This window comes from Herbaspirillum sp. alder98, from assembly GCF_020179755.1.
Classification (GTDB): domain Bacteria; phylum Pseudomonadota; class Gammaproteobacteria; order Burkholderiales; family Burkholderiaceae_D; genus Herbaspirillum.
In genome coordinates this window covers 34,587-48,842 of record NZ_JAIUCY010000009.1, presented here as the reverse complement: position 1 = coordinate 48,842, position 14,256 = coordinate 34,587, and the positions used below count along the sequence as shown (strand labels likewise).

At 62.5% G+C, this 14,256-nt stretch carries 9 protein-coding genes; 6 read left to right on the top strand and 3 right to left on the bottom strand.

Going from position 1 to position 14,256, the window contains the following annotated elements; translation table 11 throughout:
* Positions 1–89: 89 nt before the first annotated feature.
* The gene (locus LBW87_RS18490) at positions 90–2,492 is read left to right on the top strand and encodes a dermonecrotic toxin domain-containing protein (protein WP_225202937.1); all 2,403 of its coding nucleotides are present in this window, start codon (positions 90–92) and stop codon (positions 2,490–2,492) included.
* Between the two features lie 203 nt (positions 2,493–2,695).
* Complete coding sequence (locus tag LBW87_RS18485; protein ID WP_225202936.1) at positions 2,696–4,336, top strand: hypothetical protein; 1,641 nt, start codon at positions 2,696–2,698, stop codon at positions 4,334–4,336.
* A 22-nt stretch (positions 4,337–4,358) separates the two neighbouring features.
* On the opposite strand, the gene LBW87_RS18480 is transcribed toward LBW87_RS18485, so the two are convergent.
* Complete coding sequence (locus LBW87_RS18480) at positions 4,359–4,769, bottom strand: response regulator (RefSeq protein WP_225202935.1); 411 nt, start codon at positions 4,767–4,769, stop codon at positions 4,359–4,361.
* Between the two features lie 331 nt (positions 4,770–5,100).
* On the opposite strand from LBW87_RS18480, the gene LBW87_RS18475 reads away from it, so the two are divergent.
* Both LBW87_RS18475 and LBW87_RS18470 read left to right on the top strand, forming a co-directional pair.
* Complete coding sequence (locus LBW87_RS18475) at positions 5,101–7,377, top strand: dermonecrotic toxin domain-containing protein (protein ID WP_225202934.1); 2,277 nt, start codon at positions 5,101–5,103, stop codon at positions 7,375–7,377.
* A 240-nt stretch (positions 7,378–7,617) separates the two neighbouring features.
* The gene (locus LBW87_RS18470) at positions 7,618–8,847 is read left to right on the top strand and encodes a multidrug effflux MFS transporter (protein ID WP_225202933.1); all 1,230 of its coding nucleotides are present in this window, start codon (positions 7,618–7,620) and stop codon (positions 8,845–8,847) included.
* Positions 8,848–8,870: 23 nt separating this feature from the next.
* Here LBW87_RS18470 and LBW87_RS18465 read toward each other — a convergent pair whose 3' ends face one another.
* Complete coding sequence (locus tag LBW87_RS18465) at positions 8,871–9,776, bottom strand: LysR family transcriptional regulator (RefSeq protein WP_225202932.1); 906 nt, start codon at positions 9,774–9,776, stop codon at positions 8,871–8,873.
* A 181-nt stretch (positions 9,777–9,957) separates the two neighbouring features.
* Here LBW87_RS18465 and LBW87_RS18460 point away from each other — a divergent pair, with 181 nt between their 5' ends.
* Positions 9,958–10,707 (top strand): SDR family NAD(P)-dependent oxidoreductase, encoded by a 750-nt coding sequence (locus LBW87_RS18460; RefSeq protein WP_225202931.1) that lies wholly within the window; start codon positions 9,958–9,960, stop codon positions 10,705–10,707.
* Positions 10,708–10,755: 48 nt separating this feature from the next.
* Here the strand turns inward: LBW87_RS18460 and LBW87_RS18455 are convergent, their stop codons facing one another.
* A complete protein-coding gene (locus LBW87_RS18455; RefSeq protein WP_225202930.1) occupies positions 10,756–12,534 on the bottom strand; it encodes a sensor domain-containing phosphodiesterase in 1,779 nt (592 codons plus the stop codon).
* Positions 12,535–12,877: 343 nt separating this feature from the next.
* Between LBW87_RS18455 and LBW87_RS18450 the strand changes: the two genes are divergently transcribed.
* Complete coding sequence (locus LBW87_RS18450) at positions 12,878–14,248, top strand: diguanylate cyclase (protein ID WP_225202929.1); 1,371 nt, start codon at positions 12,878–12,880, stop codon at positions 14,246–14,248.
* The last annotated feature ends 8 nt before the right edge of the window (positions 14,249–14,256 follow it).

The window sequence follows — 14,256 nt, the reverse complement described above, 5'->3', positions numbered from 1 at the left end:
GCGGGGGAAATCGAATTCCTTGAATAGCTGGTGCTGCGGATCATCTCTATATCTGTTGCCTGACCTTTTAACCGACAGGACAGGTGACCATGCGCATTCCCTTCAACGTATCCCCCGGCAACGCTACTCCACCCAATCGGCAAGCGGCGCGATCCGGCGCCAACGACTCGCGCTCACCCGCTACGGTCCAGCAGCCGGCGGCGCGAGTGAGTCTCTCGCAGAATGGCCTCGAGGCCAGCCGCAAGTCGATCTCCCGCGCGGATGAGGCCTACCTCGAACCGGCGCAACGCAGTATCCGGAAAAACACCGGCCCGACTGGCGCAGCGCCAGCCAGCGGAAATCCCGGTCATATCCTCAGCCTGCAGAGGCGCTTGCTGAAAGAGCATCCGGACCTGCGTGATGAATCACGGTTGGCGATCGAGGCGCGGCTGCTGCATGACCACGGTCTTCACCTCGATGCCGACCATATCTATTTCAATACCTTCCTCGGCGCACATAGCAGCAGCGAGACCTACAACGGTTGGGCGCACGAGGAGGCGCCCGTCATTTCCTTGTCGCTGACCGAGCTGCAGATGCGAAACTTTCCCGCCGATCTTGGCGAAGACCCCAATGGCCTCAACGCCAACAGCGGGGTCTACACCGAGGGCAGCAGCGGCAAATCGTTCGGCACCGGCAATGAAGTCCGCCTGCTGTCGACCGACCTCAAGCGTGCGGTGCGCGCCAATGATGTCGGCGGCACCTATCGTGAGAAGCTCAAGACCTGGTGGAATCGCAACGAACAGGCCGTGGCCACGCTCTACCAGGCGCAGGTGCGCAAGTGGCGACGGCACGGCGGGCTCTCGCAAGAGGCCTGCACGATGCTGCGCGAAGTGCTGCGGGCCGCCGACGGCAAGTCGGTCAAAGGCAATGTCACGGCGCAGGTCTTCGACATCAATAGTTATCCCTCCAAGGACATGGCCTGGCTCAAGGACCCCGGCGGCCGAGTGGTGCTGATCATGCCCGGCAATGCGCAACCGCTGCGCGAATACCGCAACGTCGACGGCATGCGCAAAGCGATAGAGGAGATGACGAAGACGCAGCAGGGCAGGGCCGAACTGGCGAGCCATTTCTCGCTGTACAACCGCAAGGATGGTGCGACCTATCAGGGCGTCGAGAAGTGGCTGGGCGACATCGCCGGCGGTGGTTACCGGGCACGCATCGCCTATGCGCCCCAACGGATTGACGGCAATCTCTTCCGTGACCAGGCCGCGCGCACCAGGGCCGCCGAGCTGGACGACATCAAGCGGCTGGTCAAGAGCAACAGCGAGGTCATCGAAGAAGAAAGTACCCAGTTCGTGCGCGTGCTGGGTCAGCTGTTTCCCGAATTCTTCCTCCCGGCCAAGGCGACCGAGTTGGCGCTGGAGGTGCACCAGGCAGTCGCCGCTGGCGCATCGGAAGATCGCCAGCGGGCGGCGCACGAGGCCATCAATGCAGGCATCAACCTGGCCGTGGCGGCGGCGCTGGGGGCGCTGGCCACGCCGATTCGCCGGTCCGGTACGGCGGCGGCAGGCGCAGGTGAACGCAGCGCCTACTTCAATCCACCCGGCCGCGTGGGTGGCGGGCGCATCGGTTATCTGCTGGGGCCATCGGAGGCGCCGCGTCCGCCATCGATCTTCGACGACATGCTGGATCAGGCCAATGAGGCGACCGCTGCCAATGACATGACCATCGACTGGGATGACGAATCCTTCACGCTTTCTCCCACGCCGTCACGATCGCACTCGCCCTCGACCGAGACGGCCTCCGAAAGTGGACGCGCCTCGCCGGCATCGGGGCGCTCATCGGCTTCCTCTTTTGGGCCGCATCGTGGGTCATGGGCGCCAGGGCAGGAGCGGGTATCGAGCGAGCCTCCTGGCGTCCCGGCGCCACCCTCATCGCCGATCACGCCATTGCCCGGATTCGGGACCATCGGCAATCATGAGGGCATGCCTTATTTCAATGCGCTGGGGTGGATCGAACGGCGCGACATGCAGCAGGTCTTCCGTGCCGTGCCGTTCGAGGTGCTGGCCGAACATTCGCCCGAGATCGAGGGGTTCGTCCCAGACATGACGGTGACCGGGGAGGATGGCACCGTCATCGAAGATCGATACCTGTTGGCGCTGGAGACGCAGGAGGGCGCCATCGACTTCGGCAACGTTACCTACGGTGCCGGAAATTTCGCCGTTTTCCGGATCGATGCCGATGGCGTGCCGGCCATGCCGTATCGACTCAACATCAACTACGACATGTGGAGTGCGGCGCGACCGGTAGCTGCCGCACGCGAGGCGGGGCATCCGGTGACGCCGGATATGCCATGGCTCTCCAGCTACGTCCATGCGAATCCTCCGGCGCCGGGAGCGGTGCCGGAGGGCTATGAGCCGCTCGGTGCCGACGACATCGAGATCTATGAGCGTGGCCACGTCTTCATCGACGGCAGTGCAGTTCACGCAAACCAGATCCACCGCGTGATGTGAGCGGGAGGACGAGCATTGTTGCCGATGGCAAGACGCCATGGTTTGAAGCAAGACGGTATGTGTCGGAACGTTGCGTTCCAACAGGTTGCGCGAAGCTCAAGGTTTTCAGGGCGATGCCGTTAGTGCTGCAAACGGTGGCTTCGCCCCGGTCATTTTCTGCCGCGACATGTCGTCGTTGCAGATCACCAGTATGGATTGGCGACATGAACTCCATTGCATCGATTTCGGTGTCTTCCGCAACCCTGCGCTCAAGCTCGAGCACTGCCGTGCCCGTCACCGATGCAGCACGCAGTGCATCAACGGGTAGCAGCAGCGGCGCCTCGTCACGGGTGACGCTGTCGCAGACGAGGGGCCTTGAAAGTGCGCTTTATTCGTCTTCCGGAATCAGCGCGAATGCCGGGCAAGCCACCGTCATCGACGGCAGCGGTACGCCGTCATGGGAGCGTACCCCCGGCGGCGAGCTCGATGCGCTCCTGGCCCGCAATGCAGCGGGCGCGGATCTGGCTGGGCGATTCAGTGGCCTGGGACGCGCCTTGTTGAAACAGGCCGGGCAGGGCGGTGGCGGCTATTCGCAATCGTTGCTGTCGTCAGCGCAGGCAATGCAGTCGAGCGCGGAGGTGCAGGCCGTGCAGCGTCTGCAACTGCACGACTTTGCGGCCGATGCCATCAGTCTGTCGATCGTTACGGCCAGCGGTGCCAAGGTAGAGGTGAAGCTGTCGTCCGATGCCAATGGCGTGGCGCTGGCATTCTCGGTCAGCCAGGGGGCGCTGAGCGACGAAGAGCGCGCCGGACTGGCCGACCTGGGCGATGCGCTCCAAAGCGCCATCGATGGCCTGGCGCAGCAGCCACCGCAACTGGACCTGGACGCGCTGATGCAGGCAAGGCAGAAACAGTCATCCTTGTTCGCCGCCTTCGATCTGCATGCCACGCTCGGTGGCGATGCCCAGAAAATCGACCTGCATGTCGATGCCGACAAGCGCGAACTCAGCACCACCGGCAACAGCGGCAACATCAAGCTGTCGGTCGACTTGTCCAATGGTCGGCTGATTGGTAGCGCACAGCAGCGTCAAGGCGCCGTCGCCAGCTATCTTGGCCAATTCGATGAAGCCACCCGGCGCGGTCATGGCGACGCCGGATTGATGGCCATGTTCAAGCAGGGTTTTGCGCAACTCAATGGCGTCGCCAGCCAGGCAGCGACGTCACAACCCCTTGGACGCGCGCCGGCCTTGTTTGCCAGCGTCACCGATCGCGGCATCCTGAGCGGATTGCAGGATTTCACGGCATCGGTGACCCAGGCCATCGACAGCCCCAATCCACTCAACAAGAACGAAACCGACAGTTTTTCCTACACGGTGTCGCAGCACACCACCATCGGCGGACGGCGCCAGGCCGATCGTGCGATTGACCAGCGACAGGAAAGCCATCTCAGCGCCGCCTATCACGAAGCGTTGCAGCCCGATCTTCCACTGAAGCTGGGCACCGACCGCGAATCGCAGAACTACACCTATCACCAGATCGAGGACAAGGCTTCCAGCGCCTTGCATCTGGGCTATCAGGGTGGCTTGCTTACGCGGGCGACGTTGCAGCAATCTGCCAGCCAGAACACGACCGTGAGCAAGTATGTTCTGGGGCAGCGCGTGCGCTACGACAACACCCCATTGCAGGCGAGCATCGTGCAAGACCTCACCGCGCAATTGCAAGCTGACGCCGCCCGCAATGATGTTCGCAGCGAGCCGCTGCAGCCGGCATGGAGCGAGCGCTTGCAACGCCTCTCGTCGCTCGCGCTGCTGGTGTCGGACCCGACCCGGTTACCGTCGCGCCAGGCGCAATTGGCGAGCGCCTGACGCACAGCCTTGGTCACCGCGATCAGGCCGCGCTCAGCAAGGGCGTCCGGCGTCCCATGATGTGCCGTATCTTGCGTTCCAGGGTGCCGGTGTTGAAGGGCTTGACGATATAGCCATCGGCGCCGCACTGGGCAGCCAGCATGATGTTTTCCTTGCGGGTCTCGGCGGTGACGATCAGTACCGGCAGGTGCCGCATGGCCGGATTCGCCCGAATTTTCCGAAGCAGCTCGATGCCATCCATGACGGGCATGTTCCAGTCGGTGACGACGAACTCCACGTTGCTCGTGCCGCTCTCCAGGATCTTCCACGCTGATGCGCCGTCGTCGGCTTCGGTCTGGCGCGAGTAGCCCAATTCCTTGAGCAGGCCTGCCACGATGCGCCGCATGGGGGCGAAGTCGTCGACGATGAGAAAGTGGGTTTCGGAGGCTGGCATGATGTCGGATCCTTTCTTGATCGAGCGCTAAACCACGGACGCGCCCGCAGTCTTGCCGTCGGAATGGGAAGAAGCATACAAGCCACTGCGACCAAGAAAAATCATACGTTGGTATGACTGCGTGAGCACCGCAGGCGGCGGTGCTTTCTCAAAGCTTTTGAATAAGTGCCTGCATTCCATGCCCTGAAGATCCATTCACCTCCCGTGTGACAACAGAATCGATGCCCTGTCGTGGTGACAGGGCATCGACGTAGCCGACCGATCATTTTCGGCGCCACGGCGTAAGCATTGCATCGGAAATGTGAACCGGAATCTGAGGGAATGGACGCGCATGAAAATCTTCAATCGACTCGAGCATTGCCAACCAGGCAATAGCATTTCTGCGCCGGAAATGATTCCAGCCAACCACCAGCGCTCCCCGCGCAGCATCGGACAGGAGGCCAGCGTCGTCACCCTGCGCTCGACTGCCGGAATGCCCTCGCTCTACGGCGCAGATGGCGTAGTCGCCGACGCCACGCCTGCCACGTCGCCAGACATGCTGTCGCAGCTCAGGCAGCGCTTGAAGGACGACTATCCCGATCTGCGGCAGGAGGCCCGGCAAGCCATCGAGGCGCGCTTGCGCAATGACTATGGCGTCGAGGTCGATGCCGATCACACCTGGCTCAACAGCTTCGCGGGCGCAGCCAGCAGTTCGCGCAGTTACAACGGTTGGCAACACATCGGCAAGCCGCTGCTGTCGATCAGCCTGACCGACCTCCAGCTACAGAACTTTCCGGCCGATTTCGGCGAAGACCCGAACGGGCTCAATGCCAATAGCGGGGTGTATCGCGACGGCGCCGCAGCGGCGTGTTTCGATAGCAGCAACGAAGTGCGCCTGCTGTCGAGCGATGTGAAGGCAGCCATTCGAGGCAACGATTTCCAGTCGGCCTATCGCAGCAAGCTGGTGCAATACTGGCAGCGCAACGAGAACGCCGTGGCGTTGCATTACGAAGCGCTGGCGTTGGAACATTCGCAAGACAGTGGCCTGTCGAGCCAGGCCCGTACGCTGCTGGCGCAGGCGGCGGGATATAGCGAAGCCGCCAGTCCGACCTGGCGTGCGTATGCATTCGACATCAACAGCTACCCCTCCAAGGATATGACCTGGCTGCAGGCCGCCGATGGCCGGGTGGTGCTGTTGACCCCGCATGGCGCCAAGCCCGTGCGCGAGTACGCCGGCGTGGCTGAAATGCGCCAAGGCATTGCCGACCTGGCGCGCACCGATGCGGGGCGCGACGAAATCCTGCGCGGTTTCTCGATCTATAACCAGCAGGATGGCGTTACCTATCAAGGGGTTGATAAGTGGTTGGGCGATATCGCCACCGGCGGCTACGACGAGCGCATAGCGATGCGGCCCAAGCCCGTCACGGGCAAGCTTTTCGCCGACATGGCGAGGCGTTCAAGGGATGCTTCGCTGGACGACGTATCGCGCCTGGTGCGGTCCAATTCGGATATCGGCAAGCAAGAGATGCTGCAAGCCCTGCGCGCCTTCAATGACATCATGGGGAGTGCAGCCACGCAGCTGGTCGAAGCTGGTTACGGCCTCTATGCGGCGCGCACTGAAGGGCTTCTGGAAGACCGTCGCGATGCGGCATCCAAGGCCTGGGTCGCCGGCCTGGGGGCGGCGATCATGATCCTGCTGGACGGCGCCGGGCGGCGCCTGGGCAAAGTGGGGCTGCCTGAGCCCAATGTGTACTTCAAGCCGCCAACGCGCCTGCCGGATGGCCGGGTGGGGTATCCGCTTGGACCGATTGATGCCCCCCGACTGCCGGAAGGTGCAGGCCGGCCGGGTATGCCGGACCAGCGGACCCGCTCACTGGCAGGTGAGGCGTATCGCAGGAACGGACTGCACATCGACCATCCATGGCAAGACCAGCCACTTGATCTGAGTCGAGACCGTACGCTGCATCGTTATCGCGAACCCCAGGGGGGGCTCGCCGCGCCGCGGGCCGATATTGCCCCGCGCGAGGGCGCCGACGGGGCGGCGAATGAACCGCTTGATCTCAGCAATCCTGCCGCCCGGCCGTCGCCCGAAGAACCGTCTCGGGCGGAGGCATCTGCAGAAATGGATCCGGCGCAGCGTCTGGATCCGGTGACGTCGGCACAGATCAATGTGCTTGGTTTCAGGGAGCGCTACGACTTCCGGGATCTCTATGGCTTCCAGTCGTTCGGCGGCATGCGTTTGTCGCGCACGGTGGCCGGTCTTGAATTGAACCGGAATTCGGGTGGAGTCGCGCAGATGATCGAAGGCGACATGCTGCGCACCTTCAACACCGTCGAAGCCGCGCAAGAGGCAGCACAGCGCGCCGGGTTGCAGAACTATCGGGTCTATCACATCCGTGCCGATGGACTGCGCGCGGTCTCGTTCCAGGATAACCGGCTCAACAATCCACTGTTCGAATCGCTGAGATTGCAATTGACCCAGGCGGCTGACCATATTACGCAACCGCAGCAGCGGGCGGCGGTGCGCAACCAGTTGCAGCGTGATGCCGAGCAAGAGGTTCATCTATCCACGGAGTGTCTGGATCGAGAGCGTGTCCGGTTCCTTCGCAGGCAGGACACGCGTCACTGACCGATCAGGCTTGCCGGCGCCAGTGTGCGGGCGCGGTGTACGGTGATGCCTGAATGCCCGGGCGGCTGCAGCCACTGCGCTGCGGCACCCGTCACCCTAGCTGGCGAAAGGACGAACGTTTCGGCGCAGTCGATGGCAAATCGGGCGGCCTTCGGCAAACATCGTCGCAAACCGTCAAAATACGGGGTTTCGCCATTTCCCTGGCGCTGTACCGGGGCTGCGCCCCGCATCCGACCCGTCATGACCATCGCCGCCAACCATCCCCGTTTTCTGCTGTTCCTCATCTGCGCTTTCGCCTCTGCCGGGCAGATGGCCATTGATATCTACGTGCCGGCCCTGCCAGCCATGGCGCAATACTTCGCATCGACCCCGCATGCGATCCAATGGACCGTGACCGGCTACATGGCCGCCTACGCGGTGGGGCAACTGGTATTTGGTCCGCTGGCCGATGCCTATGGTCGCAAGCCCATCCTGGCGCTCGGCATGTTGATGTTCACGCTGGGTTGCGTGCTGACGCTGACCGCGTCCGATCTTGAAACCTTCGTGCTGGCCCGCTGCCTGCAAGGCTTCGGCATCGCCACCACCAATTTGCTGGCCAAGGCCATCATCACCGATTCGTTCTCGGGCATGGCGCTGATGCATGCCTTTACCTACATGTCGATCGCCTGGGGGCTGGGGCCGATCCTGGCCCCCGTCATCGGCGCCCACCTGCAGACCGCATTCGGCTGGCGCTCGTGCCTGACCTTCCTGCTGCTCTATTCGTTGCTGATGTGGGCGCTGCTGTGGCGCTATCGCGAGACCCTCAAGCAGCCGGTGCACCTCAACCCGCGCACGCTGTTGCGCAATGCGCGCCTGGTGCTCGCCAGTCCGGTATTCCAGAGCTGTTTCCTGGCGCAGGGCCTGTGCTATGCGATCCTGCTGGTGTTCAACATCGTCGGTCCTTTCATGGTGCAGAGCACGCTGCACAAGCCGCCGACCTATTTCGGCTACCAGGCGCTGGCGATCGGCCTGATGTACTTCCTCGGCGGTATTTCTAACCGCATCCACCATCCGCGCCTGCCCACGCCCGAGCAGCGATTGCGCATCGGCGCCTATGCCATGACCGCAGCCGCCGTGGTGATGCTGCTGCTGGCGCTGACGGTCGGCTTGCAGATCTGGACGCTGACTGCACCGGTGCTGTTCATGGGTTTCTGCGCCGGCGCCATGTACCCCACGCTGATGGCCAAGGGCAACTCCATCTTCCCGCACATCGCAGGCCTGACCAGCGCCATCCTCGGTTTCGCCCTGGTGATGGTGTCGTCGGCCATGATGGGGCTGGCCGGTTTCGTCTCGATCACCAGCCTCACGCCGCTGGCCGTGTTCTACGTCATCGTCGGCCTGGTGGTCATCGCCATGGTCCGCAAGCTGCTGTTTCACCTGAAGCACCCCGCTCCCGTGGTCGCCTTCAACAAGCCGCAGGTGGCTGAGTAACACTGACGCCGGCGGCGCCGGGATCAGGCGCCCACGCGTGCCGGAAAGCTCTCGACCAGCCAGTCGATGAATACCCGCAGGCGATGCGTGACATGGCGGTTCTGCGGGTACACCACATGGAACGGGTAGGGCGCTGGCCGCCATTTCTGGAGGATCTCCACCAGTGATCCCTCTGCCAGCGCCGGGCCGGCCGCATAGCGAAAGGTCTGGATGATGCCCAGCCCTGCCAGTGCCGCCGCCAGGTGGGCATTGCTTTCATTGACGCCCATGCGTTGCTCGATCTTGATCTCGCTCTTTTCACCCTTGTGCTCGAAGCGGAACGGCACCGCCCGACCGTTCTGTGCCGACACATAACTGACCAGACGGTGGCCGTTCTTGAGCTCCTCGGGATAGGCCGGCACGCCAAACGCCTTCAAGTAGCCCGGCGTGGCGCAGGTCACCATCGTGGCTTGCCCGAGATGGCGCGCCACCAGCGACGAATTGTTCAGCGGTCCGCCACGGACGACGCAATCGACGTTGTCGCCGATCAGGTCGACCGAACGGTCCGACACCCCCAGGTCGAGCCGGATATCCGGGAAGCGCGCAACGAAGTCGGGCAAGGCCGGGATCAGCACGGCGCTGGCGGTCGAGCCACCGACGTCGATGCGCAGATGGCCGCGTGGCTTGCCATGGGCGAGATTGAACGAGCTATCGATATCTTCCAGGTCGCGCAGCAGGCGCATGGCCTTGTCATAGTAGTCGCGCCCCTCCGGCGTGACCGTCACCCGACGCGTGGTCCGCTGCAGCAGGCGCACGCCGAGATGGGCCTCCAGGTCCTGCACCAGTTTGCTCAGCGTGGCGTTGGGCATCTCCAGCGAATCCGCCGCCCGCGTGAAATTGCCGGCCTCCACCACCCGCGCAAAACCCCGGATTGCCTGTAACTGATCCATGCAATGGCCTCCATCGAATAAGTCGATTATCCATCTACATGGATAGTAATTTCGATTTTAGCTACTTTTTCGAAAAATGATCAAGGCATAAAGTTCGTTCCATGCCAGGCACACAAGTCAGCGCAAACCGGCGCAGACGGCGGGCAGGAAATTCCCCTTATCTCATTTGAAGGAGTCAATCATGAACAAGCAACTCAACGGCAAGATCGCACTGGTAACCGGCGGCACTACAGGCATTGGCCTGGCAACCGCGCAGGAACTGGTGGCGCAGGGCGCACAAGTCTTCATCACCGGCCGCCGCCAGGCCGAACTGGACGCCGCCGTCGCCGCCATCGGCCCGGCCGCGACCGGCATCCGTGCCGACGCCTCGGTGCTGGCCGAGCTCGATGCCGTGTACGGCCAGATCGCCAAGAGCGCCGGTCGTCTCGACATCCTGTTTGCCAACGCCGGCGGTGGCGACATGATGCCGCTGGGCGCGATCACCGAAGAGCACTTCGACCGCATCTTCGACACCAATGTGCGCGGCGTGTTGTTCACCGTGCAAAAGGCCCTGCCGCTGTTGGTGGATGGCGCCTCGGTGATCCTGACCGCCTCGACCGTGTCGATCCAGGGCACTGCCAACTTCAGCGTCTACAGCGCCAGCAAGGCCGCCGTGCGCAACTTCGCCCGCTCATGGGCCCTCGACCTGAAGGAGCGCGCCATTCGCGTCAACGTGGTCAGCCCCGGCCCGGTGCGCACGCCCGGCCTGGGGGGGCTGGTGCCGGACGAACATCGCCAGGGCCTGTATGACTTCCTGGCCGCGCAGGTGCCGCTGGGTCGTCTGGGCGAGCCGCAAGAGATCGGTCGTGCGGTGGCGTTCCTGGCCTCCGACGCTGCCAGCTTCGTCAACGGCATCGAGCTGTTCGTCGACGGCGGCATGGCCCAGGTGTAACGCCAATGGCCGCGGCGAACCCTGGCGCGGTGCCGGCGGCGCTGCGGCTCAGCCGTTGCGATCCAGCCAGGTGTCGAAGTCCTGCGCTGTCATCGGGCGGGCGATGGCGTACCCTTGGCCCTGGTCGCATCCGAGGTGCTTCAGGAGCTTGCAGGTCCTCTCGGTCTCGATACCTTCTGCGATGATGGTGAATCCGAGTTTTTGACCAAGGTTGATGATGGACGGCACGATCATCTGGTCGGCATGGTCGGTTTCGAGGTTCCTGATGAAGGATTGGTCGATCTTCATATAGTCGGCCGGTATCTGCTTCAGATAGGACAGGTTGCTAAAGCCGGAACCGAAGTCGTCAATGGCGACTTCTACCCCGAGCTTCTTGATCTCGAGGATCTTTTCGCGCAGGTTCTGAGGATCCTTGCTGATGGCGCTTTCCGTAAATTCGATCTCGATCAGGCCGGCCGGTATCCGGTGCTGCGCCAGCAAGGTCCTGAGGTGATTTATAAGATCATCGTTTTCGAAGTCGCGCGCCGAGACATTGATGGCGACCCGTACCGGGCGACCCCGCTGCACCCACGCTGCGGCCTGCCGGATGCCTTCGCGCAAGGCCCAGCAGGTCACGTGGCGGATCAGGGCCGTCTTTTCGGTCAGGGGAATGAAGAGCGCCGGCGACACATCGCCGTGAATCGGGTGGCGCCAGCGGATAAGTGCTTCGACCCCGGTGCAGCGACCGGTCAGCAGCGATATCTTCGGCTGGTAATGCAGCGACAGTTCGCCCTCGGCGGCGAGCGCGCCGGGCAAGGCCGACAGCAGCTCGAACGAATACTTCTGCCGCTCGCCCTGCGATTTCTCGAAAACTCGCTGCGTCGTGCCATTTTCTCGCGCCAGGTCGGTGGCCGTCATCAGCGCGCGAACCAGGTCTTCGGTGTCCGAACACTGGCTGGTTGCCACAATGCCGATGGCGATTTCAAGGCGGTGCGGAATCCCCTGGTGATCGACGGCGTCATTGAAGCAGTGCGAGATATGGTCGACCTGAGCCTGAATCTGCGCGGCTTCGCCATGCGCCACATAGGCAAATGTGGTGGTGCCGATCCGGTACAGCACCACGGGCGGGGCGCAATCGCGCAAGCGCTGCATGGCGGCGACCAGAAAGCCCTCGGCGTAATCCCACCCCAGTGCCTTGACCATGTCGAACAGGTAAGTCCGGTCGCAGACATCCACCGCCACCGTCGTGACCGGATTGTCGTGTCGGTGGGCCATCGCGGGCGAGCAGCGGAGGTCTTCGATCAACCTGCTGCGATTCGGCAGGGCCGTCAGCTTGTCCAGGTAGTCGGACGAGCGCAGCAACTCCAGGCGCGCCATGACGATGCTGGCCAACTGTTCGAGCTTGCTTGCCTGGTCGGCCGTGAATGCGTCGCGGGTTGTCTTGCCGATGACGCACAAGGTGCCGAGACGGGCGCCCTCGGACGTGATGAGCGGCGCACCGGCGTAAAAGCGGATGCCAGGTTCACCGGTGACCAGCGCATTGTGGCGAAAGCGTTCGTCGGCGCACGCGTCGAGCACCACCATCGTCTTGTCCTGCACGATGGCGTGGGCGCAAAACGAATCCGAACGTGGAGTCTGTCTGGCGGCCAGTCCTTTGGCCGACTTGAACCACTGGCGCTCCTTGTCGACCAGCGATATCAACGCGATATCGGCTGCAAACAGGTTGATCGCCAGTCCGGTGACCAGATCGCAAAGTGGATCGGGCGGCGTATCCAGCAAACAATAGGAATTTAGCGTTTCGAGGCGTCGCGCCTCGGTCATGGTGGAAAAAATATCACCTTCAATCATAAATCTCTCGCCGGGCTTTCGGGTATCAATACGGATTCGGGACGATGCCTGTCTCTCCTCGATATCGAAGCTTACCTTAGCGCGCCATGCGCAATGTCGCAATTGTGCGACGCCGCTAATCAACGGACATGACGCCGGCATGACATCGTTGTTGGTCAGTTACGTTTCCGGTTGTCAACATGGCCTTGATTTTTAATTCGTGAGTTAATAGCGCCGTGGGTGATTACGGGGATACAAAATCAAGAAGTTGAAAAGGCAGATAGCACTAACAGTAAGTGCTTCGGTGCTGGCGGTCGTTGCGGTCTGTGGCAGCGCTTTATATCAGAGTCATGAACAGACCCGCGTGGCGGCGACGGAGAATGCGCAGAACGTGACCGTGATTGCGCAACGGGCCATATCGCGCAACCTGGAAATCCTTTCGCTGTCGCTCGACACGCTGGCCTACCGCTATCGCGAGCCCCTGAATCACCGCCTGTCCGAGGACCAGCGCAGGGTGTTCCTGTTCGAGAGCGCACCATCGGTTTCTCACATCGTGGTAATGGCGGTGCTGGGCGCCGACGGCAAGCCCCGGGCCAGTTCCTTGACCCGTAGCAACCAGTTCACGCGAACCTACGCCGACCGACCGTATTTCACCGCACACCGCGATTCACCCGATCTCGGGCTTTTCATCTCGCAGCCGATACGTGCCTCACTGGGTAACGAATTGCCCATCATCGTCTTGTCCAAGCGGCTGCAAAAAGCAGATGGCAGTTTCGACGGCGTGGTGCTGATGGCATTGGACCTGGCTTATTTTCGCGACCTGTTCGCCAATCTTGCGCTGGGGCCTGAAGGGGTGATGTCGCTCTATTCCGACCAGGGCGTGGTCTACATGCGCATGCCATACAAGGACGCGGTCATCGGCAGTGACCTTGGCGTAACTTCTGACTTTCAGCGTACCAGGGCGCACTTTGCTGCGCATCAGGGCAGTTTCCTTGCGCGCTCCCGGCAAGACGGGGTGCAGCGTCTCTATACCTTTACCCGCGTTCCCCACACCCAGTTGATGGTCTTCGTCGGCAACGCCGACGCTGCCATCTACAAGGAGTGGTACGAGAGCTTCTATAGCACATTGTTCGTGCTGGCCGCCTTTGGCTGCGTATGTGCGGTCTTGTACAAGCGCCTGCGGCAAGAGTTTCACGCGCGCGCCGCCATCGAACGACAACTGACCCAGCTGGCACGTACGGATACGTTGACCGGCCTGCTCAACCGCAGGGCGATCGATGAACTGTTGGGTGCGGCCTGGGGACGGCATCAGCAACACCCGGCGGGTGGTTTTTGCATCCTGTTCATCGACATCGATTACTTCAAGCTATACAACGATACCTACGGCCACAAGGCCGGCGATGCCGCATTGCGCGCAGTGGCCCAAAGTGCGGCCGGGGCCCTGGCGCGCAGCAGCGATCACGCCGCGCGCTATGGCGGCGAGGAGTTCATCGTGCTGCTGGGCGATACAGATCAGGAAGGTGCGCTGCATGTAGCGCAGCGCATTCGTGCGGCGATTCACGCTTGCGCCATTGTGCATGAGCGCAGTCCGCTGGGCGTGGTCACCGCCAGCATCGGACTGGCGTGTTTGCGGCGCGACCGGCATCGGCGGATCGAAGACGTCATCAATGCCGCCGATGAAGCCCTGTACCGATCCAAGAGCGCCGGACGTGACAGGGTCACCGCTGCCGATTGATGCCAGGC